Genomic DNA, 22,406 nt, shown 5'->3' with positions numbered 1-22,406 from the left:
CGGCTAGTCTCGCACTCGTGCTCGCACCCGAGCGGCGGACGCGCGCCGACATCATCTCCGCAGTCGTGATCGCGGTGCTCGTCGTGGTCGCCGGAGCCGTGGTGTGGGTGCGCGGGGACGCGCACGGCACCGAATCGGTGACCGCGTCGTCCACCGTGCCGACCCCGGCCGCGGCCGACCAGTTGCCGGCCTCGCTGCGGGAACTGTGGCGCGCGCCGGACGGCGCGAGCGCGCGGGCGCTGGTATCCGGCGGCGCCGCGGTGACCGCCGACGGGGACACGGTCACCGGGCGCGATCCACGCACCGGCGACCAGCTCTGGAAGTACCGGCGGGACCTGCCGCTGTGCGGGACCGAGGTGCAGTACGGCATGGTGGTCGCGGTCTACCGCGACGAGCGCGGCTGCAGCCAAGCCACGATGCTGGCCGGCGACAGCGGCGCTCGCCGCACGGCCCGCAGCAGTTACATGGACCGGGACGTGCGGCTGTCGGTCGACGGCACCTACCTGCTGGCGCAGGGGCGGCAGCGGCTGGAGATGTGGCGCTCGGACCTGGTGCGCACCGTGGAGTACGGATTCGTCGACGCACCGGTGAACGTCAAGACCCAGCCGCGCAAGGGCTGCACGCTGCTGTCGGCCGGTTCCAGTCCCTCTCGGCTCGCCGTGCTGGAGCGCTGCCCCGCCGACCCGGCCGTCCGGCTCACCGTGCTCAATCCGGCTCCCAAGGACAACACCGTGCCCGAGGAGTACGGTTCGCACGTATTGACCGGTCCCGGCGCGGATTCGGCCGCGGCCCGGGTGGTCGCGGTGTCCGACAGCCGGATCGTGCTCTACTTCCCCGGTATCGAGCAGGGCGCCGAGCCGTTGCCGCCGCGCCTGGCCGTCTACGACGGGAACGGCAACCCCGTTGTCGTGCATCAGCTTTCGGCCCCGCTGAGCGAAACGACCACGACCACCCGCATCGGATCGGCCTATCTGGTCTTCACCGGCAACAGCGTGATCGCTTTGAACGGCAGCACATTCGACCCCCTGTGGACCGCGGGCGGAGCCCTCGGATCACCCGCGCTCATGGCGGGCAGACTGCTGCTGCCCACCACGGGCGCGCTCGCCGTCCTCGACCCCGCCTCGGGAGCCGAAGTGGGGCGCATCCCGGTGGAACGACCCGGCTATACCGGTAGTCCCATCTCCCTCACGGTGATCGGGACGACCGTACTCGAGCGGCGCGACGGAGAACTGCACGCCTTCGGCTGACGCCGCCGAATCTGTCGGTGCCTCGGGGCAGACTGAGGTGATGAGCGAAACCGAAGCCGCCGCAACCGGATCGAAGCCCGCGATCACGTCCTACGACGATCCCAAGGCGCCGTGGAACCAGGAGTACTCCGACGAAGACATCGCCCGGTGGAACGACGGCGTGATCCAGGAGTTCCGCGACAGCGCGGGCCAGGTCGGCGGCGCCTACGCAGGGAGTGAACTCGTGCTGCTCACCACCACCGGCGCCAAGAGCGGCAAGCGCCACGTGGTGCCGCTCGGCCTGTTGCGCCGCGGCGAAACGCTGTATGTGAGTTCGTTCATCGAGGACAGGTACCCGGCTTGGTACCACAACGTGAAAGCCGATCCGAACGTCACCATCGAGTTCGGGAACACCGTGTACCGAGGCACGGCGCGGGCACTCGACGGCGCCGAGTACGACGAATTCGCGGGCTGGGTGGCAGCGAACAATCCGCTGCTCGCGGATTATCAGGCCAAGGTTTCGCGGCCGCTGCCGCTGGTGGTGCTCGAGATCGGTGAACCGCTCGGCCCGGTTGCGGGTATGGCGTCGGACGCCTGATCCCCGGTGCGTGCGGCACCATGATCACCGGTGCACCATCATGGAGACATGTCCGCACTCGATGACGCCCGCGTCGTGCTGCTCCGCCACGGCGAGACCAGCTGGTCCACGCAGCGGCGGCACACCGGCCGCACCGATCTCCCGCTCACCGAGCGCGGTGAGCAGCAGGCCAGGGCCGCGGGCGCCTTACTCGCCACGCTGGGATTGCGAAACCCCTTGGTGCGCATCAGTCCACGGTTGCGCGCGATGCGCACCGCGGAGCTGGCCGGGCTGGACGGCGCCGTGGAAGACGACCTGGCCGAATGGGACTACGGCGCCTACGAGGGCCTGACCACCCCGCAGATCCGCGAGTCCGTGCCCGGCTGGACCATCTGGACCCACCCGGCGCCGGAGGGTGAGACCGCGCGGCAGGTGTGCGAACGCGCCGACCGGGTGCTGGCCGCCGTGACACCGACCCTGCCGGAGCGGGATATCGTGCTGGTGGGGCACGGCCACTTCTCCCGCGCGCTGATCGCCCGCTGGGCCGAATTCGAGCTCAGGGAGGGCCGCCGCTTCGCCATGTCGACCGGCGCGCTGACCGTGCTCGGCTACGAACACGACGCGCGCACGATTCGCGCGCACAACCTGGTACCCCACGGAGCGTCACTGTGACCCGACTCGGCCCTACCGCCGACCCCACCGCCGTCGACCTCGGCGGCGCCGTGCTGCGCCGCGCCGTCGCGGCGGACCTGCCCGCCCTGGTCGAGCTCGTCTACGACCTGGCCGAATACGAGAAGGCCAGACACGAGTGCACGGTCACCGCCGAGCAGTTGCGCGCGGCGCTGTTCGGGCCGGAGCCGAAGGTATTCGCGCACGTGGTGGCGGACGGGCCGGATCTGCTCGGCTGCGCCATCTGGTTCCTCAACTTCTCCACCTGGGACGGCGTGCACGGCATCTACCTGGAGGACCTGTACGTCAAGCCGGAGACCAGGGGCAAGGGCTACGGCAAGGCGCTGCTCGCGGCCCTGGCGAAGGAGGCGGTCGACCACGGCTACAGCCGCGTGGCCTGGTCGGTGCTCACCTGGAACCGGCCCTCGATCGACTTCTACGAGTCGATCGGAGCCGTGGTCCAGGACGAATGGGCCGGCTACCGGCTCGCCGGCGACGCGCTCGGCGCGCTGGCGGCCGACGCGCGGTAGCGCGCGTGTCCTGGTTCCCGCCGCCGGTTTCCGAGGCCTGGCCCACCACTGCCGAAGCGGCCATGGCGCTGCAGGACGAACTGCGGCCGCTGGTCTCGGCGGTCACCCCGCCGGGCACGCGGTTCCGCACGGTGGCCGGACTCGACTCGGCCTACGACGACACCGGCGCCGTCGCCGCGGCCGTCGTCGTCTTGTCGGCGCACACCCTGGATTCGGTCACCTCCGCCGTCGCGCACGGCGTCGCCGACTTCCCGTACGTGCCCGGTCTGCTCGCTTTCCGGGAGATCCCGGCCACCCTCGCCGCCCTCGAAAAGCTGGACAGCGCACCGGATCTGCTGGTCTGCGACGGGCAAGGGCTCGCGCATCCGCGGCGCTTCGGTCTCGCCTGCCACCTCGGACTGCTCACCGGGGTGCCGACCATCGGCGTCGCGAAGACCGTGTGGGGCGAGTACGCCGAGCCGGGGCCCGAACGAGGCGCGTCCACCGACATCACGATCGACGGCGCGGTGGTCGGACGCGCCCTGCGCACGAGAACCGGCGTCAAGCCGGTGTTCGTCTCCGTGGGGCATCGCATCGACCTCGACACCGCCTGCGCGCAGGTGCTCGCGCTGACCCCGCGTTACCGGCTACCGGAGACCACCCGGCTCGCCGACCAGCTCTGCCGGGCCGCCCTGCGCGCGGCGAGCGGGGACTATTCCGGCTCGGCCCCGTAGTCCTGGGCCATCCAACGCGTCGACGGCGGCGCGAACAGCAGCACCAGCGCGCCGACCGCGACCACCCCGAGCAGCGCTCCGTAGACCGGCTGATGCGAATCGGTGAGCAGCGACCAGGTGACCGGGAGCAGCAGCAGCTGCGCGATGACGGCGATGGCGCGACCCCAGCGCTTCCCCAGCAGCAGCCCCACGCCCGCGGCCAGCACCGCGCCGCCGAGGATGCCGAACCAGGCAGCCGTGCCGTACCCGCTCGTCGCGGTCTGGTCGTAACCGAGCAGCCCGCGCGCGATCAGCACGATCGCGACGCCGACGGCGACGACCCCCTCGAGAGTCACCAGAGCGCCTGCCGCCCGCACCGTCGTCGGCACCACCTGCGCCGCCGAGCCCTTCTCGCTCACGACCACGCCTCGCAGGCACTCGGCTCGGTCGTGCCCGATAGCGCACGGTGTCCACGCTTCCCTCGCTGACGCTCGTTCACGCGGCAAGCCTACGACTCGCCCGCCGCGCGTCGTCGTCCCGGCGTCCGGCCGGGGACAGCGGCGCGCCGGGCGCCGCTCGCCGCTTTTCCGGCGCACGTCGGCCGCCAACTAGGCTGCCACCGTGCGGACGCTGCTGATCGTGAACCCGAATGCCACCTCGACCACACCGGCGACCCGGGACCTACTCGCGCACGCGCTGGAGAGCCGCACCCAGCTGACCGTTGCGCACACCCAGCACCGCGGCCACGCCGCGGAACTGGCGCAGTGGGCGGCGACCAACGAGATGGACCTCATCGTCGTGCACGGTGGCGATGGGACGGTCAACGAGACCATCAACGGCTTCCTGCCGCTGCCCGTCCTCGACGACGGCCAGGCCTGGCTGCCGCGGCTCGGCGTGATCCCCGGCGGCTCGGCGAACGTCTTCGCCAGGGCGCTCGGCATCTCCCCCGATCCGGTGACCGCGACCAATCAGCTCATCGACCTGCTCACCTTGGCCGCCGACCGCCGGATCGGCCTGGGACTGGCCGACGACCGGTGGTTCTGCTTCAGCGCGGGGGTCGGTCTGGACGCCGACGTCTGCGAGGCGATCGACGCCAGCCGCGCCCGCGGCCGCACCGCCACCCCGGCGCGTTATGTTCGAACAACTGTGCGACAATTCTTCCTGGCCAAGCGCAAGGAACCGAGCGTGCGGGTGGAAATTCCGGGCCGCACGCCCGTGGACGGGGTGCACTACGCCTTCGTTACCAACACCACACCCTGGACCTACCTGAACGCCACGCCGGTGCACACCAACCCCGGCACCCGGTTCGAAACGGGTCTCGGAGTGTTCGCGGTGCGCTCCATGGCCGTGGCCCCCACCCTGCTGCTCGCGCGGCAACTTCTGGCGGCCAACGGAAATCCCAAGTCGCGCAATTTATTTCGTGAAGACGACGTTCCGACCGTACGAATCGAGTCCACCGAACCCATCGGCCTGCAAATCGATGGCGACTTCATCGGGAAGCGCAACGTGGTGGATTTCACGGCGGTGCCCGACATCCTCGCCGTGGTCGCGCCACACCCGCACTGAGGGCGAAACGCCGCGAAAAACATCGCAGTTGTGCTGCGAAAAGCAGGTGGAGCGAGTACAAAGGACCGGGCAGGCTCCCCGTGCGGGGGCCTTTGGAGCGTGACCTTCCCCACGGTGCACCGCGTGCCTATTGACATCTACGGTGTTCGTGAAAGCATTCACAAGCAACCGTGCGGAAACATTCGAGTCGCACAAGTGAACGAACCAGAAACCATAGGCGCCCTGTGCGGCGCCCAGCAAAGGAGCAGAGGAATGGACTGGCGCCACAAGGCCATCTGTCGCGATGAGGACCCCGAGCTGTTCTTCCCGGTGGGTAACAGTGGTCCGGCGCTCGCGCAGATTGCCGATGCCAAGCTGGTCTGCGCTCGCTGCCCCGTAACCGCTGACTGCCTGTCCTGGGCCCTGAAGTCCGGACAAGATGCCGGCGTGTGGGGTGGTATGAGCGAGGACGAGCGCCGGGCGCTGAAGCGTCGCAACGCGCGCACCCGCACCCGCACCGTCGTCTGATCAGACGACCGGCCTTACCGGGCCATTCAGCCCGGCCCGGTAACGCATTTCAGCCCGGCACCCAAAGGTGCCGGGCTGTGTTGTTTATATGCGCCGACCGCCGACTGGAAATACTCGGTCTCGCATCGCCGGAAACGAAAGCCGGATCAATACCCTTACGTGGTAGGGCAATAGCCGCAGCGCGGATTTCGGCGCGACCGGCCGCGTTTCGGCTCGCCGATGCGCGCGACTTATGGGAAGGTGGTGGGTTTCCGAGCGGACCGGGGTGGTCGCGAATCGATTCGACACCCTCGCATTCCACTCGATACGGACATTCGGGCAGCCGCACGACGCGAGCCGCGAACAGCACCGAGTAGCGGCCGCTCGCGACCTCCGAGCAACAGGATCGATGCGACCGGAATGGCAGCGCGGCGGATCCGGCACCCCCGGTCAGCGGCCGGAGCGACGGCCCAGCGGAACGCGCAGGACGGCATCGGTGCCGATATCGGCCCCGGGGTGCAGTCCGATGGAACCGCCGAGTTCGGCGGTGACCAGGGTACGGACGATCTGGAGGCCGAGCCGGTCGGAGGATTCCAGGCTGAATCCGGCGGGCAGACCGCGGCCGTCGTCGCTGATGATCACGTCGAGCCACCGAGCCGAACGCTCGGAACGGATTGTCACCGTGCCGTTTTCGCCCGAATCGAAGGCATGCTCGATAGCGTTCTGCACCAGTTCGGTGAGCACCATCACCAGCGGCGTGGCGCGTTCGGCGGAGAAGACGCCGAGCGAGCCCGCGCGGCGCACCTTGATACGCGTGGTGTGCACGGTGGCCACGTCGGCCATGATCGGCAGCAACCGGTCGACGACCTCGTCGAGATCGACCTCTTCGTCCACCGACATGGACAGCATCTCGTGCACCGACGCGATGGAGGTGACCCTGCGCACCGACTCGGTGAGCGCGACTTGCGCCTCCTCGTTCTCGGTGCGGCGGGCTTGCAGGCGCAGCAGCGCGGCGACGGTCTGCAAATTGTTCTTGACCCGGTGGTGGATCTCCCGGATGGTGGCGTCCTTGCTCAGCAGCGCGCGATCGCGCCGCTTGACCTCGGTGACGTCACGGACCAGCACGGCCGCGCCGGCCAGTTCGCCGTGCGGGCGCAGCACGAGGGTGCGCAGCAGGACGGTGGCACCGCGCGCCTCGACCTCCATCCGGCGGCCGGTCCGGCCGGCCAGCGCGGCCTGGATGTCGCCGACCACTTCCTGCGCGTCGAACGGATCGGTGATCAGCGAGCGCGTGGTGACCGCGAGGTCTTGACCGGCCAAGTCGGCCTGCAAGCCCATCCGGTGGTAGGCCGACAGCGCGTTCGGGCTGGCGTAGACCACGATGCCCTCGGTGTCGAGCCGGATGAAACCGTCCCCCGCGCGCGGGCTGGAATGGGTGGCCGCGCGGTCCTCGGTGGTCGGGAAGGTGCCGTCGGCGATCATCTGGCACAAGTCGTCGGCGCACGCCACGTACGCGCTCTCCAGCTGGCTGCGGGCCCGGGAGCGTTGCAGATCGATGTCCCGGCTCAGCACCGCGATCACGTCGTCACCGCAGCGCACCGGAATCGCCTCGCGGACCGCGGGCACCGGGTGCGGGTGGTAGACGCCGGAGGCCTCGACCTCCCTGTCGGCCCGCACGGTCACGCCGGTCATCAGCGCCTCGAACACCAGCGGATGATCCTCGCGCAAGGCGACCGTGCCGACCAGGTCCTCCTGATGCACGGTGGGAGCAGTGGTGGGACGGCACTGCGCGACGCACACGATGTCGGCGCCCTCCGCCACCGGGCCGGCACCGACCCACAGCAGCAGATCGGCGAAGGACAGATCGGCCAGCAGCTGCCAATCGCCCACTACGCGCTGCAGATGATCCACGGCGACGCCGGGTAGGTCGGTGTGCTCGGCCAGCAGCTCGCTCAGGGTCGCCATGCAGATCTACCGCGCCATCGATCAGGAGATGACGGCGATCAGGTGGCCCGCCTTGATCGCGTCGCCTTCCTTGACACCGACCGACGTCACGGTGCCGCTGCACTCCGCGACCACCGGGATCTCCATCTTCATCGACTCGAGGATCACCAGGGTGTCGCCCTCCTGGACTTCGTCACCCTCCTTGACGACCACCTGGTAGACGACCGACACCAGCTCGGCGAGCACTTCCTCAGCCATGGCACCCCATTCACTCGTTGGCCTGTATCCGCTGACGGTACAGCCAACCACACATGAAACAATGGCCTTCAACCAGAAGGGAGACTACTCATGGGTAAGCGCGGACGTAAGAAGCGTAGCCGCAAGGGGAACGCAGCCAACCACGGCAAGCGACCCAACGCCTGAGCGCCACGCTCGGCCGAAAGTACGAAGCGGCACGCACTTCCAGCTGGAAGGCGTGCCGCTCGCGTCGCACCGACCGGCTAATCCGAGGTCTCTACCGAAGTTTCCCTGGCGACGACCTTCCGGCGGATCTCGATCGTCAAGCGCTCCCGCAGCGAATCGGGCGCGCGGTCGCCCCCGCACTTGCGGCTGAGCAAACCCTTGATCTTCTCCTCGATGCCGTAGGCCTCGATACAGGGGCTGCAGTGCTCCATGTGGTGCTGCAACCGGGCACGGGTCGCCTCGTCGCACTCCCCGTCGAGCATCAACCACACGTCGGCGAGCACCGCCGTGCAGTCGAGCTCCATATCGGGGTCCCGCTCGGTACTCACTGCTTGACCTCCTGGCGTTCCCCCGAACGGTTGAATCCACGCTCGCGCGCCACGTCGGCGAGCAAACCCTTCAGTTGCTTCCGGCCCCGATGCAGCCGGGACATCACCGTACCGATGGGAGTGCCCATGATGTCGGCGATCTCCTTGTACGGGAAGCCCTCGACGTCCGCGTAGTACACCGCCATCCGGAATTCCTCCGGCAGTTCCTGCAGCGCGGCCTTGATGTCGTCGTCCGGCAGCGCGTCCAGCGCCTCGACCTCGGCCGAGCGCAGCCCCTGCGAGGTGTGCTCCGCCGTCGCGGCCAGCTGCCAGTCGGTGATCTCGTCGGTCGGGTACTGCGCGGGCTGCCGCTGCTTCTTGCGGTAGGAGTTGATGTAGGTATTGGTCAGGATCCGGTACAGCCACGCCCGCAGGTTGGTGCCCTCCCGGAACGACTTGAACCCCTGATACGCCTTGACGTAGGTCTCCTGGACCAGGTCCTCGGCATCCGCCGGGTTCCTGGTCATGCGCAGCGCGGCGCCGTAGAGCTGGTCGAGCAGCGGGAGCGCGTCCCGCTCGAACCGCTGTGCCAGCTCGGCATCGTCGACGGCAGCGACATCGTCGGCCACCACGTCATCGTCGCTCGTCACACCTGTCCCTTCGATCGCCGTACCTGCCAAATCTACCGGCAACGGCATATCGAGGGAGAAGCCGCCTTCCATCGGGGACACCGCGGTCCCCACCGGGTGGTCGTCGAGCAGTACGGGCACAGGCATCTCCTTCACGTCTCCATAGAGCCTGCTCACGCTGGTGGAAATCATTCCGAGCGCGATGTACCGGCTACAACATGCGCGAGGCTTCGGGTGTTCCCCGCGCCGCCGCTAAGGTTTCGGCCATGGCAGCAGGCTCGACTCCGGCGATCCGCGCGTTGACCCAGGCGAAGGTGTCCCACCGCGTACACGCCTACAAGCACGATCCACGCGCCGACTCCTACGGCACCGAGGCGGTCGACGCGCTGGCCGGCGAACTCGGGATCGTGGCCGAGCAGGTCTTCAAGACACTGGTCATCGAACTGTCCACCGGTTCGCTCGCGGTGGCCGTGCTTCCGGTGCCGAACACGTTGTCGCTCAAAGCCGCCGCCGCCGCGCTCGGCGCGCCGAAGGCGAGCATGGCGGACAAGACACGGGCGGAGAAGACGACCGGATACGTGCTCGGCGGCATCTCACCGCTCGGTCAGCGCAAACCGCTGCCCACCGTCATCGACGACTCGGCGTTGGCCTGGGACCGCATGCTGTGCAGCGCGGGACGACGCGGCCTGGAGATCGAACTCGCGCCCGCCGACCTGATCCGGCTCACCGCCGCGGTGACCGCGCCCGTGACATCGGCGTAATTCGGCCACCATCGCCGCGATCTGTGCGTTACTGAACTGGCCAGATCGAACCGACTCGAGGATGTGATGCGAATGATGTCCACGAACCAGCGTTTGCGCACCGTGATCGTCGCGTTGTCCGGAGCTCTCTTCCTGGCTCTCGGTTCGGCGACCCTCCTCGCACCCGAGGTCGCCGCCGCACCGAACATCACCCACGTCAGCGATTCCGTATTCGACTTCGACGGTCAAGGCTCGAAAAGTGACGACAAGGCCGAGAAGGCCGAGAAACTCAGCGGCAACGTCACCACCAAGCTGATCGATCTGGTCGCCGGAATCATCAAATGCGGGCTGAACATCGCCTCACCTAGCGTGAAGTGCGCGATGTAGTTCGGCCGCGACTTCGTCGCGGCGTGTTCGCGGCCCACTCATGGCTCGCGTCCGAGCGACCACCGCTGGCGACTTCGTCGCGGACGCGGCGGCCACTCGGACGCGAGCCGGGCCGCGAACGGCGCATGCTCGGTCTCGCTTCGCTCGAAAGACGTAGTTGAGGTGCGCTGGGCGCGTAGTCGTCGAACTCGAATCAGGACACCGGCCGGGAGACCGCCGTGCGCGCAACGGCGCGGACGGTTGGACAGCGGACGCTCACAGCAGACTGATCTGCTCGGGCTCCTTCTGGTCCTCCACTCGGGCGAGCAGTTCCGGGCCGTTGTTGCGCACGCTGTTGACCAGCGGGGGTACCGGTCGGGGGACGATTGCGGCGACCGCTTCCTCGGACGGCGTCTCGAGCAGACTCGCGGGTGCCGGGTGATCCGGGTCCAGCCACGCCGCCCAGTGCTCCTGTGGCATGGGTAGCGGCATCCGGTCGTGGATGCGGGTCAGATCGCCGACCGCGTCGGTGGTCAGGATGGTGCACGACAGCAGCGGCTCGCTCTCCGGCTGGGAGCGGTCGCGCCAGATCGACCACAGACCGGCCATGTAGAGACGGGAACCGTCCGCATTGGCCATGTAGTACGGATGCTTGGCGACCTTGCCTTTCGCGCCCTTGTCCGCGCTCGGCTCGACGACCCACTCGTACCAGCCGTCCATCGGCACCAGGCAGCGCCGGTATTTCACCGCGTCGCGGAAGGAAGGCGTGGTGGCGGCCTTGTCGGCGCGCGCGTTGAACAGCGGTTTCCCCTTGACCGGGACGCCGGGCTCGGCGGCCTTGGTCCACACCGGGATCAGTCCCCAGCGCATGCGCCGGATACGGCGCTTCGGGTCGTCGTCTTTCCGGCCCTGGTCGTGCCGCTCGACCACGGTGAGAACCTGCGTCGTCGGAGCTACGTTGTAATTGGTGAAAGAGTTCTGGTCAGCGGCCTCGGTCTCGTCGATCGCATCCAACTCGACCGCGAGCCTGCCCGGGTTGGTCGTGGTCGCATATCGTCCGCACATATCCCGATAGTCCCATCCGCCACCGACATCGTCGGAGACAATTGGTCCATAGCTGGTGACCTGTTGAGAGTTGTGGCATAGCATTCTCTCATCGGAGGACGGGCCGCCCGTCCACTCGGACCTGCGTATCGACCGTCCACCGCAGACGGCAAGAGGAGATCTACTGTGACATCCACCGACACCAAACCAGCCGATCACGACACGGCTCTGACGTCGGTCAATCCGGCGACAGGCGAGGTGATCGGCACGCACGTCATCGCCGACGACGCGGCGGTGGCCGCCGCGGTCGCCAAGGCCCGCGCGGCGGCCGCCACCTGGGGCGCGCTGAGTTTCGACGAGCGGCGCACGCACCTGCTGCGCTGGTCGAGCAGGTTGGTGCAGAACTCGGAGAAGTTCTGCGAGCTGATCCACGCCGAGAACGGCAAGCCGCTCGACGACGCTTTCCTGGAACTGATGCTGGCGCTCGAGCACATCTCCTGGGCGGCCAAGAACGCCAAGAAGGTGCTCGGCCCCAAGCGGGTCTCCCCCGGCGCGCTGATGTCGAACTTCAGCGCCCGGCTCGAGCAGCGCCCGCTCGGCGTGGTCGGCGTGATCGGACCGTGGAACTACCCGGTCTACACCCCGAACGGCTCCATCGCCTACGCGCTGGCCGCGGGTAATACCGTCGTGTTCAAGCCGAGCGAATACTCCACCGGCATCGGCAACTTCCTCGCCGACGCGTTCGCCGAGGCCAATCCGGAACTGCCCGAGGGCGTCTTCATCACGATCAACGGCTACGGCGACACCGGCGCGGCGCTGGTGCGCTCCGACGTCGACAAGATCGCGTTCACCGGCTCCACCGCCACCGGCAAGCGGATCATGGCCGCCGCCGCGGAGCGGCTCACCCCCGTGCTGCTGGAGTGCGGCGGCAAGGACGCGGTGATCGTCGCCGCCGACGCCGACGTCAAGGCCGCGGCGGACGCGGTCGCCTGGGGCGCCACCGCCAACAGCGGGCAGACCTGCGCTGGCGTGGAGCGGGTCTACGTGGACCGCTCGGTGCGCGAAGAGTTCGTCGCCGAGGTCAAGCGCATCCTCACCGACGTCAAGCCCGGTTCCGGCGACAAGGCCTCCTACGGCCCGATGACCATGCCGAGCCAGGTCGACATCGTGCGCCGCCACATCGAGGACGCGCTGAAGAACGGTGGCACCGCGGTGCTCGGCGGACCGGAGTCGGTCAAGGCGCCGTTCATCGAACCGGTCGTGCTGGTCGACACCGACGAGAACTCCGAGGCGGTGGCCGAGGAGACCTTCGGCCCGACCATCACCATCCGCACCGTCGACGGCGTGGACGAGGCGGTCGAGCTGGCCAACAACTCCAAGTACGGGCTGTCCTCGGCGGTCTACTCGAAGAAGAACGGCCTGGAGATCGCGCGCAGGCTGCGCGTCGGCGCCACCTCGGTGAACTCCGTGCTGGCCTTCGCCGCCATCCCCGGCCTGCCCTTCGGCGGCGTCGGCGATTCCGGCATCGGCCGCATCCACGGCGAGCCCGGCCTGCGCGAGTTCGCCCGCCCGCACTCGATCGCGGTGCAGCGCTTCACCGTTCCCGGCATGGCGCTGCTGAGCTACAGCCGCACCGACTCCACGATGAAGCTGCTGCGCAAGCTCGTTCCTTTCCTGCACGGGCGCCACAAGTAAGAGCCCACACCGAGGCCGGGTGCTCGACGTCATCGAGTACCCGGTCTACACCATAGGGCCGATCCGCCAGCTCCCGTTCTCACGCGAAGCGAGACCAAGCATTGCCACTTCGCGGCCCGGCTCACTTCGAGCGACCGCCGCGTCCGCGACGACGGGCAAGCGGCGTTCGAGTCAAACCACCGACCCGCGCACCACGCGGCAAAACCCGGCAACCACCCACCGCGTGCACCCGACAGCAAGTTCTCACCACCACGCGCCCAGCGCACCTCAACCACGACTTTCGAGCGAAGCGAGACCGGGCAATCCGCTACTCCCGGCTCGGCTCGCGTCGAGCGACCGCCGCGACGTACAAGCAGCGTTCGAGTCAAATCACCAGCCCGCGCACCACGCGGCAAAACCCGGCAACCACCCACCGCGTGCACCCGATAGCGAGTTCCCCCACTACGCGCCCAGCGCACCCCAACCACGTCTTTCGAGCGAAGCGAGACCGAGCATGCGCGTTCGCGGCCCGGCTCGCGTCCGAGTGACCGCCGTGCAGGCGACGAAGGAGCAAGCGGCGGTCACTCGGACGCGAGCCACAAGGGGGCCGCGAACACCCAGCGCCGCAGGCGCTGGCAAATTAACCCGTGTGATGATGGACGAGTGAACTTCTGGCCAGCGCCCCATGTCGAGGTCCCCGTACACGCGACCGTGACCCTGCCCGGATCGAAATCGATCACGAACCGGGCGCTCATCCTGGCCGCCCTGGCCGACGGTCCCTCCACGATCACCGGTGCGCTGCGCAGCCGGGACACAAATCTGATGATCGCGGCGCTGCGCGCGCTCGGCGCGAACATCGAAGGCGCGCGCGACACGCTGACCGTCACTCCGGCGCCGCTGGGCGGCGGCACGGTCGACTGCGGACTCGCCGGCACCGTGATGCGCTTCCTGCCGCCGGTGGCCGCGCTGGCGGCGGGCGATGTCGCGTTCGACGGTGACGAGCAGGCCAGGATCCGTCCGCTGCGCACCATCCTGGACGCGCTGCGCTCGCTCGGCGCCGACGTCGACGGCGACGCGCTGCCGTTCACCGTGCACGGCAAAGGCGCGCTGCGCGGCGGACGCGTGACGATCGATGCGTCCGGATCGTCGCAGTTCGTCTCCGGTCTGCTGCTGTCGGCCGCGCGCTTCGACGAGGGCCTGGTGGTGCACCACGACGGCAAGGCGCTGCCGTCGATGCCGCACATCGAGATGACCGTGGAGATGCTGCGCCGCGCCGACGTGCGGGTGCAGGCGCCCGCGGACAGCTTCAAGGAGCAGACCTGGACCGTGGAGCACGGGCCGATCCGCGCGGTGGACTGGGAGGTCGAGCCGGACCTGTCCAACGCGACCCCGTTCCTGGCCGCGGCCGCGGTCACCGGCGGCACGGTCAGCATCCCGCACTGGCCGCGGCTGACCACCCAGCCGGGTGACGTGATCCGCGAGATCCTGGTGCGCATGGGCGCGGAGGCGCGGATCTTCGACGGCGTGCTCACCGTGCACGGCCCCGACCGGCTCGCGGGCATAGACATCGACCTGCACGACGTGGGCGAGCTGACCCCCACGGTCGCGGCGCTGGCCGCGCTGGCCGACTCGCCGTCGGTGCTGCGCGGCATCTCGCATCTGCGCGGGCACGAGACCGACCGGCTGGCCGCGCTTTCCACCGAGATCAACCGGCTCGGTGGCAAGGTGACCGAGACCGAGGACGGCCTGGAGATCGTGCCCACCGAGCTGCACGGCGGCAAGTGGCATTCCTACGCCGACCACCGGATGGCCACCGCGGGAGCGATTCTCGGCCTCCGGGTGCCCGGCATCGAGATCGAGGACATCGGGACCACCGCCAAGACGCTGCCGAACTTCGTCGATCTCTGGGAGCGGATGCTCGAGCCCGCGTTCTCCGACGAGGGAGCGGCGCACTGAGCCGGGGAAGACGATCAGCGGCCAGCTACGACGAATCCGACGTCCGGATTCGGCCGGGGCGTAGTTCCCGTCCCCGCACCAAGACCCGCCCGCAGCACGTCGACGCCGAGCCTGCCATGGTGGTCTCGGTCGACCGGGGCCGCTGGGGGTGTGTTCTCGGCGATGATCCGGAGCGCCGGATCGTGGCCATGCGGGCGCGGGAGCTGGGCCGCACCCCGATCGTGGTCGGCGACCAGGTCGACATCGTCGGCGATCTGTCCGGACGCCCGGACAGCCTCGCCCGCATCGTGCGGGTCGCCGACCGCCGAACGGTGTTGCGCCGCACCGCCGACGACACCGATCCGTTCGAGCGCATCGTGGTGGCCAACGCGCACCGCCTGTTCATCGTGGTCGCGCTCGCCGACCCACCCCCGCGCACCGGTTTCGTGGAGCGCGCCATGGTCGCCGCGTATGCCGGTGGGCTGCAACCGGTGCTGTGCCTGACCAAGCACGATCTGGTCGCGGAATCCGAATTCGCCGCCGCCTTCGACGATCTCGACCTCACCATCGTCTACGGCGGCATCGACGATCCGCTCGACCCGGTGCTGAGTCTGCTCACCGACCAACTCGCCGCGCTGATCGGCCACTCCGGCGTCGGCAAGTCCACGCTGGTCAATCGGCTGGTCCCGGACGCGGAGCGGGCGGTGGGCGAGGTCTCCGGCGTCGGCAAGGGCAAGCACACCTCCACCCAGTCGGTCGCGCTGCCGCTGCCGGACGGCGGCTGGGTCATCGACACACCGGGCGTGCGCTCGTTCGGCCTGGCCCACATCACCCCGGATGACGTCATCGCCGCTTTCACCGATCTGGCCGGCGCCATCGAGGACTGCCCGCGCGGCTGCAACCATCTCGGCCCGCCCGCCGATCCCGAGTGCGCGCTGGACGAGCTGCCCGGCAAGGAACGCCGGGTGGCCGCGATCCGGCGGCTGCTCGTCGCCCTGACCTCCAACGAGTCCTGGTAGCCCGGACCGGCGGAGTCAGTGACCGTCCGGCTGTCCCGGCGCGAACGGCCATTCCTCGAACCACGTGCAGCGGCCTGTGGCGTCGAAGCGCAGAATCCACAGGTCTCGCCACCGCGCGGGCGTGTCCCGCGCGTATTCCACCTCGACCCGGACCACCGCGGTGTCCCCGTCCACCGCGACGATGCTCGAGCGCATGGTGAACGGCTCGCCGGGCCCGTCCCGGCCGCTCTCCCAGAAGTCGGCGAGCGCGCCGAGACCGGTCAGCGGCCGCGCCCAGGGGGAGACGAGATACCCGGCGTCGGCGGCGAAAAGGTCGGCGAGCTGCTCGGTGCCCGCCGACCGCCAGGCTCGCTCGTAGCCGGCGATCCATGCCTCGACAGCTGCGCGGTCCACGTCAGGAAGATACGCCGGTCTTCCCCGCGGTGCGGGCATTCCGCGCACCGGCCGCGTTTCCCGGAGGTATGACCTCGAGGCGGTGGCGTGGTCCGGCCGGCTGACATCGGCACGTCGCCACCACCGACACCTGCGCGCGGGCTACTCACCGGAAACCATGCCTCCGGCGGCACCGAAATCCGCTGGCACACTTGCCTGCCCGATCCCGGGCGCGTCACGGCCCGACACGCCACAATGATGACAGACCTCCTCGGCCCGAAACGCCGTGCCAGTCGCGGTGATCCGAAGCGACCTGCGAAAACGAGTAGCTCGCTACTCGGGATCACTCCGACGATCACTCGCAGAATTCTTAGCGAGTTCCATACCGAGTGGTCCGTGAGGGAGGCCCGAATCATGCGCATGTCCGGAGCCACGGCGCCGTCCGGCGCGGGCGGGCTGGGACTGCGGCGCGCACGGTTGCTGCAACGTCTCGCGCACGCGGACGTCGCGGTGATCACCGCGCCGGCAGGCTCGGGTAAAACCCAGCTGATGCAGCAGTACTCGGCCGGGTGCGGCGAGCGAGTCGCGTGGTGTCGCGCCGATCCGGACGACGCCGACGCGCAGCGCTTCACGGCCGGGCTTCGGGCCGCCCTGGCGACGGGACCGCGCACGCTGGTGGTCGACGACTTCCATTTCGTGGTCGGCGGACCGGCCGAAACGGCCTTCGAACGTGTCGTCCTGGCGCATTCGGCCGCGACGGGCGAACGGATGCGGGTCGTGCTCGGCACCCGCGTGCGTCCGACCGTCAATCTGGTCCGCGCCGAACTGGGCCGGGTCACCATTCTTTCCGGTGACGACATGCGGTTCCGTTGCTGGGAGGTAGAGGCGCTGTTCGCCGACTGCTACGGCCGCCCACTGCCGCCGGAGGACGCGGCGGCGCTGTCGCGGCACACCGACGGCTGGGCCGCCGGATTGCACCTGTTCCATCTCGCCACCCAGGCGCTGGGCGCGCGCGACCGGCGCGCGGCCATCCACGCCCTCAGCGGGCGTTCGCGCTACCTGCGCGGATATCTCGCCCGCACCGTTCTGGGCGAGTTGCCCCCCGAACTGTGCGAATTCCTCCGCCGCACGCATGTTTTCGAGACGGTGACCGCACCGCGCTGCGATCTGTTGCTCGGTCGCACGGATTCCGGGGCGCTACTGGCCGAACTGGAGCGGCGCCAAGCCATGACCAGCTCCGACGACGACGGACACAGCTACCGCTACCACGAGGTGCTGCGCCACCATCTGGCCGCGGCGTTGCAGGAGGAACTGGGCACCACCGAGGCCGCGCGCTGGTGCGCGCGGGCGGCGGCGCAACTGGAACAGGAAGCGGCGCACGCCGAGGCGGTGCGATTGTTCGCGCGGGCGGAACGATGGACCGACGTGGCCCGACTCCTGCAGGCGCACGGCGACCGGGTCGCGGGCGACCGGCACAGCCCGGTCTGGTGCGCGGGCCTGCCCGCCGCGGTGGTCGACGACGACCCGTGGCTGTGCACGGCGACCGCGCGCCGGGAGGTCGCCGCCGGGCGGCTGCATCGAGCGTCACAGCGCTACCGGCTCGCCGAACAGCTGTTCACCGAACCGGATCTGCGCGACGCGGTGGCCAGGGAACGCCGCTTGGTCGACATCTGGCTGGACGCTCCGGCCCGGCCGGAGCTGCATTGGATCGATCGGCTCCGTGCGGCGACGATGCGCCACCCGCTCGACTATGTCACGGACGAAAGTGAAGGTCCCGGTGAATCTTTCGCTCGTGCCGGCGCACTGCTGCTGGCCGGGCACGTCTACGGCGCCTATCACCGCGCCCAGGCGGCGGCGGACAGCGGCGCGCCCCTGCTGCTCGATCTGTGGACCCAGTTCATCGGCGCCGTCGCCGCGCTGGTCTGCGGCGAGGACGCGACGACCCGGATCGAGCACCTGGCCTGCGACGCCGAGCGAGGCGGCGCGATCACGCTGGTACGGCTGTGCCGAGCGCTGTCGATGCTCGGCGCGCCCCGGCGATCCACCGAGGTCGCCGACGAGTGCGACGCCATCGGCGATCGGTGGGGCGCGGCGCTGGCCGTCGCCATCGCCGCGTGCCGGGAACTGCTCGCCGGTGAGCCGTCGTCGGCGATCTGGCGGATGGCCGACGAGCGCTACGCCGCACTGCACGCCGACACCGCACGGGCCTGGGTGCTGGCGTTCGAGGCAGTCGCGACACTGTTGGAGAACCGGCCCGGCGCGGCCGCGATGCTCACCCGCGCGGAGATGTTCGCCCGGACGACGGGTGTTCCCGGCGCCCAGGTGATCGCGCTGCTCGGTGCGAGCGGCCTACCCGCGGCTCCCGGCACGGGCCGGCTCGCCGCGGCGAAGGCACTCGCCGCCGAGATCGGGATGCCTTGGCCGGGCGCGCTTGCCGATCGCGTGCGGCGGGCCGAGCCCGCGAGCGCGGACCCGCCGGACGTCCCGGCGCAGGTGCCCGCTCCCCGGCTGCGCGTGCGGTGCCTGGGCGCCTTCGAGGTCGAAGTCGACGGCCTCGCTCTGGACTGTCAGACGCTGCGCCCCCGGGCCGCGGCGACACTGCGGTATCTGGCGATGCGTGCCGGGCAGGCCGTGCACCGTGAGGATCTGGTCGCGGCGCTGTGGCCCGATCTGACCGCGGCACGGGCCAGGCAGAACCTCCAGGTCACCGTGTCCGCGGTGCGCCATTTCCTGGAGCCCGAGATCGGGCGCGGGAAGTCGACACTGCTGGTGCGGCGAGGCGAGACCTACGCCATCGCGCTGCCCGGCGACAGCAGCGCCGACGTGATCACCTTCGCCGCCGCGGTGGACGCGGCCCACCGCGCGCTGCGGATGGGTGACGACGGCGCCGCGCACCACGCGCTCACCACCGCGCTCACGGAGTACCGCGGCGATCTGCTGCCCGGCGACGGCGCGGCCGAATGGGTCGCGCCCGAACGGGACCGGCTCCGCACTCAGGCCGCGCTGGCCGGCGCCGCGCTGGCCGAGCTCGAGTTGCGCGGCGGCGAGCCTGCCGCGGCCGTCGAGGCGCTGCTGCGCAGCCTGCGCGTCGACCCGTACTCCGATCGCGCGTGGCGGCTGCTGATCGCGGCCTACGATCGCGCGGGCGATCTCGCCGCCGCGCAGCAGGCGCGCCGCGACTACGCCCGCGTCCTGGACGAACTCGGGGTCGACGCGGCGCACCCGCTCACGTCTGTTGCGACACCAGCTCGACCGGGACGTGCGCAGGGCGCATCGACTCGACGGCACGTGCGATCCGTGACCGGTTGACCTCGTCCCAGTGATCAGCGGGCACCCGGACCACCAGCCGCGGCGTGGGCGAACCGGGAGCGGCCGAATCCGGGGTGCGGGACCATCGCGCGCCGCCGCTGTCGATCACCTCGACTTCGCAGCCGCAGGTGCTCCGGACGTGGTCCCGCAGGGCCGCGGCGGCGCCACGGCGCGCGTGCAGCGCGACCGCTGCCGCGACGACCGCCCGACGGCGCGGCAGCGACCACCGCTCATCGATCTCGGCGTCGACCCAGCCCGCCAGCCAGTGCAGGAAGTCCGCGGGCGCGAGGGCGGCGTCGACGTAGGCGTCCAGCCCGTCCAGGGTCAGGAAGACCGGTGCGAGCAGCTCGTCCATTCCGGCGGTCCAGCGCTGGACGAGCGGGTCGTCGAGGTAGATGCCGGGCAGGAATTCACTGATCGGGTGCGCCGAGGGCAGTCCGGCGACCGTGCCCCTGCTCATGACGTCACCTTGATCTGGTGCTCGAAGGAGAAGACCAACCCGTTGGGCGGCAACGTAATCCGTTCGGCGGCCTCCCCACGGGTGCCGTTGATCGGGTCGGCGGGATACAAGCGCAGCGTCTCGATCTGCTCGATGCCGTCGACCGCCTGCAACACCGCGAACAACTCCCCGGCCTGCACCGGTCTGCCGAACGGCCATCCGTTGCCGTCGGGTCCGTCGGTGATCGGATGCAGGTAGCGATTCAGCGCGTGGATCGCGCGGTCCCGCACCCGGGACGGGTCGCCGGTGGCCCGCGCGCGCACGGCCGCGACCACGGTGACGCCGCGATAGCGGGGCGGCTCCACGACCAAGCGCGCGCCGATCATCCGCCGTTCGTCCAGGTATCGCACGACGGTTCGCAGCACGTCGTCCGTCGGTTGCAGCCGCTCGAACGGCACGGCCGCCCGCTCGTCGCTGTCCACGTCCGGCACCAGCAGCACCCGGACCACCGCCGCCTCGGGGCCGGTGCCGGCCAGGCAGCGGGCACGGGCGACGCGCGGTGACGCGGCGCGCGCAAGCAGTTCGTAGTCGCGAACGGTGACCGCGCGGTCGCGGGCGCGCAGCAGCATCGGGGCGCGGAGCTTGGCGTTCTCGACCGTTTCGCCGTCCACCCCACCCGATCCCGGCTTGCGGTTCTCGATGCGGGTGACGAAGGGCAGCGAGCTGCGTAGCAACCGCACGGCTCCGGGGGCGACATTTCCGCGCCGCCCGCCGCCGGTGTGATACACCGGCACCCGGATCGGCGCGCCCTTCGGGGGGACCGCGCCGTACTGGGTGACCGAGCCGTCCGGTTGCCGGATTCCGGGCCCGAAGCAGACGGTGCCGGTGGCGGCGTCCAAGCTGAAGTGGCGATCGTCCGGTCCGCTCGCGCCGAAGTGCTCGACGCGCTCCCACGCCTGCCACCCGCTGCCCGCAGCGACTTCGACGACCACCCGTTCACCCGGCTCGGTGACCACAGGTGGCCGATCGAGCGGAAAACGCTGCGCGGGAACTCCTTCGGACATTCCGATCACCTCGTCGCGGACCACCTCGGCGTAGCGGGCGTCCACGGTGCCGCCGATCGTGAAAGCCGACGCCTCGAACACCCGGGGTGAGGCGGTGTAGGGCGGCTGCCCCGGCGCGGCGGGTACCACGCGGCAGCGCAGCCAGCCGCCGCTGCGCCGCTGGATCAACGACGCCTGATGCGTGGGCGGCACGTGCAGCACCACGTCTCCAGGACGGTTGAGGCCGCCGGTGCCGTCGTGTTCGAGTTCGCAGTTCACCCAGCCGCGTCCGTCCCACGCCTCCCAGACCAGCGGAGGCTGGAGCGGATCGACGCCGACGCCTTCCACCCGGCAGTCGAAGCGCAACACGACCGCGCACGACGGAACCGGACCGGACAGGCCCAGCAGCAACGTGTCGCCGGGTTTCGGCGTCGGGGAGAAGCAGGTGAACTGCACTCCGGTGGTGAGCCGGTCGGTGCAGTCGACCACCGGGCCGTCGACCGTGGCCGTGGCGACCGCGGACAGCGAACAGGGCACGATCGGCAGATCGGCGACGGTCGCGAACACGACCGGCTCGATCGTTTCGCTGCGCCAGTGCCCGGCCTGCTCGGCTTGCCCGCGCCCGGTCGCGGTCTGTGTGCCCGCCGGCACCGCCACGACTTCGGCTCGCGGCGCGGAAAGCCAGAACGTCACCGGCACCGTCGCCGCGCTCGGCGCGAACAGCTCGACGCCCAGCAGCTCCAGGAACTTCAGGTAGAGGCGGTCGGGCACCCGGTTGAGCCGGTAGAGCAGCTGGTCGACCATCATCGCGTAGGTTTCCAGCAGGGTGATGCCCGGATCGGAGACATTGTGGTCGCTCCACTCCGGGCAGTGTTGCTGCACATAACGTTTCGCGTCGTCGACAAGCCCCTGGAAGGATCGGTCGTCGAGATTCGGGGCGGGCAGGGTCACGACACACCTCCCGGGTAGTTGTCCTCCGCGTGCGACGGGATGACATAGAACGGGAACACCAGATTGCGCGGATCGTTGCGGCCGCGAATGCTGTAGCGCACGTCGATGTAGAGCGTCCCGTTGTCCACCTCGTCGAAACGCACCTGCACGCTGTCGAGATCGATGCGTGGCTCCCACCGCTCCAAGGCGGCCCGCACCTCGTAGACGATCTGCCCCGCGGTGGCGGCGTCGGCCGGCGCGAACGCCAATTCATGGATGGCGCAGCCGAACTCGGGCCGCATCGGCCGCTCCCCCGGTGACGTGCCGAGAATCAGCCGGATGCTCTCCTTGATCTCCTGGTCGGCGGTCACCAGGGCGATGGCGCCGGTGTGGTCGGTCCGCATCGGGAAGAACGCCCAGCCGGCGCCGATGAACTGTTCGGCCAT

At 69.8% G+C, this 22,406-nt stretch carries 24 protein-coding genes; 14 read left to right on the top strand and 10 right to left on the bottom strand.

Features of this window, described 5'->3' with window-relative positions:
- The first annotated feature begins 17 nt into the window (after window positions 1-17).
- The 5 genes from HOV91_RS14210 to HOV91_RS14190 are packed head-to-tail and all read left to right on the top strand — an operon-like array spanning window position 18 to window position 3,715.
- On the top strand, window positions 18-1,247 hold the full coding sequence (locus HOV91_RS14210) for an Rv3212 family protein (protein WP_174185853.1): 1,230 nt from the start codon (window positions 18-20) through the stop codon (window positions 1,245-1,247).
- Window positions 1,248-1,287: 40 nt separating this feature from the next.
- Entirely contained in the window at window positions 1,288-1,824 is a 537-nt protein-coding gene (locus HOV91_RS14205) for a nitroreductase/quinone reductase family protein (RefSeq protein ID WP_174185852.1), read from the top strand.
- 48 nt (window positions 1,825-1,872) lie between these two features.
- Entirely contained in the window at window positions 1,873-2,475 is a 603-nt protein-coding gene (locus tag HOV91_RS14200; protein ID WP_174185851.1) for an acid phosphatase, read from the top strand.
- Between the two features lie 50 nt (window positions 2,476-2,525).
- Window positions 2,526-3,002, top strand: a complete 477-nt coding sequence (locus tag HOV91_RS14195) for a GNAT family N-acetyltransferase (RefSeq protein ID WP_174185891.1) — start codon at window positions 2,526-2,528, stop codon at window positions 3,000-3,002.
- Between the two features lie 5 nt (window positions 3,003-3,007).
- Window positions 3,008-3,715: an endonuclease V gene (locus HOV91_RS14190; protein ID WP_312884610.1), complete on the top strand. Its 708-nt coding sequence runs from the start codon at window positions 3,008-3,010 to the stop codon at window positions 3,713-3,715.
- On the opposite strand, the gene HOV91_RS14185 is transcribed toward HOV91_RS14190, so the two are convergent.
- The gene (locus tag HOV91_RS14185; RefSeq protein ID WP_312884609.1) at window positions 3,694-4,119 is read right to left on the bottom strand and encodes a hypothetical protein; all 426 of its coding nucleotides are present in this window, start codon (window positions 4,117-4,119) and stop codon (window positions 3,694-3,696) included. The two genes, HOV91_RS14190 and HOV91_RS14185, sit on opposite strands and share 22 nt — an antisense overlap.
- Window positions 4,120-4,315: 196 nt before the next feature.
- Here HOV91_RS14185 and HOV91_RS14180 point away from each other — a divergent pair, with 196 nt between their 5' ends.
- Both HOV91_RS14180 and HOV91_RS14175 read left to right on the top strand, forming a co-directional pair.
- Window positions 4,316-5,260, top strand: coding sequence for a diacylglycerol/lipid kinase family protein (locus HOV91_RS14180; protein WP_174185849.1), 945 nt, complete (start codon window positions 4,316-4,318; stop codon window positions 5,258-5,260).
- Window positions 5,261-5,512: 252 nt separating this feature from the next.
- Window positions 5,513-5,767, top strand: a complete 255-nt coding sequence (locus HOV91_RS14175; RefSeq protein ID WP_011211115.1) for a WhiB family transcriptional regulator — start codon at window positions 5,513-5,515, stop codon at window positions 5,765-5,767.
- 429 nt (window positions 5,768-6,196) lie between these two features.
- Here HOV91_RS14175 and HOV91_RS14170 read toward each other — a convergent pair whose 3' ends face one another.
- On the bottom strand, window positions 6,197-7,711 hold the full coding sequence (locus HOV91_RS14170) for a sensor histidine kinase (RefSeq protein ID WP_174185848.1): 1,515 nt from the start codon (window positions 7,709-7,711) through the stop codon (window positions 6,197-6,199).
- A gap of 21 nt (window positions 7,712-7,732) precedes the next feature.
- Window positions 7,733-7,948: a biotin/lipoyl-binding carrier protein gene (locus tag HOV91_RS14165; RefSeq protein ID WP_174185847.1), complete on the bottom strand. Its 216-nt coding sequence runs from the start codon at window positions 7,946-7,948 to the stop codon at window positions 7,733-7,735.
- Between the two features lie 90 nt (window positions 7,949-8,038).
- On the opposite strand from HOV91_RS14165, the gene HOV91_RS41240 reads away from it, so the two are divergent.
- Window positions 8,039-8,113, top strand: a complete 75-nt coding sequence (locus tag HOV91_RS41240; protein WP_022597109.1) for a 50S ribosomal protein bL37 — start codon at window positions 8,039-8,041, stop codon at window positions 8,111-8,113.
- A 77-nt stretch (window positions 8,114-8,190) separates the two neighbouring features.
- Here the strand turns inward: HOV91_RS41240 and rsrA are convergent, their stop codons facing one another.
- The gene (rsrA, locus tag HOV91_RS14160; protein ID WP_438822659.1) at window positions 8,191-8,481 is read right to left on the bottom strand and encodes a mycothiol system anti-sigma-R factor; all 291 of its coding nucleotides are present in this window, start codon (window positions 8,479-8,481) and stop codon (window positions 8,191-8,193) included.
- Entirely contained in the window at window positions 8,478-9,182 is a 705-nt protein-coding gene (locus HOV91_RS14155) for a sigma-70 family RNA polymerase sigma factor (RefSeq protein WP_498072313.1), read from the bottom strand. The genes rsrA and HOV91_RS14155 overlap by 4 nt, the downstream gene beginning before the upstream one ends.
- 173 nt (window positions 9,183-9,355) lie before the next feature.
- On the opposite strand from HOV91_RS14155, the gene ybaK reads away from it, so the two are divergent.
- Both ybaK and HOV91_RS14145 read left to right on the top strand, forming a co-directional pair.
- On the top strand, window positions 9,356-9,850 hold the full coding sequence (gene ybaK / locus HOV91_RS14150) for a Cys-tRNA(Pro) deacylase (protein WP_174185846.1): 495 nt from the start codon (window positions 9,356-9,358) through the stop codon (window positions 9,848-9,850).
- A 72-nt stretch (window positions 9,851-9,922) separates the two neighbouring features.
- On the top strand, window positions 9,923-10,216 hold the full coding sequence (locus HOV91_RS14145) for a hypothetical protein (protein ID WP_174185845.1): 294 nt from the start codon (window positions 9,923-9,925) through the stop codon (window positions 10,214-10,216).
- A 255-nt stretch (window positions 10,217-10,471) separates the two neighbouring features.
- Here the strand turns inward: HOV91_RS14145 and HOV91_RS14140 are convergent, their stop codons facing one another.
- The gene (locus tag HOV91_RS14140; RefSeq protein WP_174185844.1) at window positions 10,472-11,260 is read right to left on the bottom strand and encodes an SOS response-associated peptidase; all 789 of its coding nucleotides are present in this window, start codon (window positions 11,258-11,260) and stop codon (window positions 10,472-10,474) included.
- A 165-nt stretch (window positions 11,261-11,425) separates the two neighbouring features.
- Between HOV91_RS14140 and HOV91_RS14135 the strand changes: the two genes are divergently transcribed.
- From HOV91_RS14135 to rsgA, 3 genes are all read left to right on the top strand, one after another.
- Window positions 11,426-12,934 (top strand): aldehyde dehydrogenase family protein, encoded by a 1,509-nt coding sequence (locus HOV91_RS14135; RefSeq protein WP_174185843.1) that lies wholly within the window; start codon window positions 11,426-11,428, stop codon window positions 12,932-12,934.
- A gap of 642 nt (window positions 12,935-13,576) precedes the next feature.
- Window positions 13,577-14,869 (top strand): 3-phosphoshikimate 1-carboxyvinyltransferase, encoded by a 1,293-nt coding sequence (gene aroA, locus HOV91_RS14130; protein ID WP_174185842.1) that lies wholly within the window; start codon window positions 13,577-13,579, stop codon window positions 14,867-14,869.
- Window positions 14,870-14,985: 116 nt separating this feature from the next.
- Window positions 14,986-15,867, top strand: coding sequence for a ribosome small subunit-dependent GTPase A (rsgA, locus tag HOV91_RS14125; protein ID WP_217440345.1), 882 nt, complete (start codon window positions 14,986-14,988; stop codon window positions 15,865-15,867).
- Between the two features lie 15 nt (window positions 15,868-15,882).
- Here rsgA and HOV91_RS14120 read toward each other — a convergent pair whose 3' ends face one another.
- Window positions 15,883-16,260, bottom strand: coding sequence for a YybH family protein (locus tag HOV91_RS14120; protein WP_312884607.1), 378 nt, complete (start codon window positions 16,258-16,260; stop codon window positions 15,883-15,885).
- Window positions 16,261-16,653: 393 nt separating this feature from the next.
- Here HOV91_RS14120 and HOV91_RS14115 point away from each other — a divergent pair, with 393 nt between their 5' ends.
- The gene (locus HOV91_RS14115) at window positions 16,654-19,548 is read left to right on the top strand and encodes an AfsR/SARP family transcriptional regulator (RefSeq protein WP_174185840.1); all 2,895 of its coding nucleotides are present in this window, start codon (window positions 16,654-16,656) and stop codon (window positions 19,546-19,548) included.
- On the opposite strand, the gene HOV91_RS14110 is transcribed toward HOV91_RS14115, so the two are convergent.
- Genes HOV91_RS14110 through HOV91_RS14100 form a run of 3 tightly spaced genes read right to left on the bottom strand, consistent with a single transcriptional unit; the run spans window position 19,466 to window position 22,406 of the window.
- A complete protein-coding gene (locus tag HOV91_RS14110) occupies window positions 19,466-20,008 on the bottom strand; it encodes a phage tail protein (protein WP_174185839.1) in 543 nt (180 codons plus the stop codon). The two genes, HOV91_RS14115 and HOV91_RS14110, sit on opposite strands and share 83 nt — an antisense overlap.
- Window positions 20,005-21,981, bottom strand: coding sequence for a putative baseplate assembly protein (locus HOV91_RS14105; protein ID WP_174185838.1), 1,977 nt, complete (start codon window positions 21,979-21,981; stop codon window positions 20,005-20,007). Before HOV91_RS14105 ends, HOV91_RS14110 begins: the two co-directional genes overlap by 4 nt.
- Entirely contained in the window at window positions 21,978-22,406 is a 429-nt protein-coding gene (locus tag HOV91_RS14100; protein ID WP_174185837.1) for a GPW/gp25 family protein, read from the bottom strand. The genes HOV91_RS14105 and HOV91_RS14100 overlap by 4 nt, the downstream gene beginning before the upstream one ends.

The sequence above is a fragment of the Nocardia barduliensis genome (genome assembly GCF_013315795.1).
Taxonomy (GTDB): domain Bacteria; phylum Actinomycetota; class Actinomycetes; order Mycobacteriales; family Mycobacteriaceae; genus Nocardia; species Nocardia barduliensis.
This window is presented reverse-complemented; position numbering and strand designations above follow the sequence as displayed.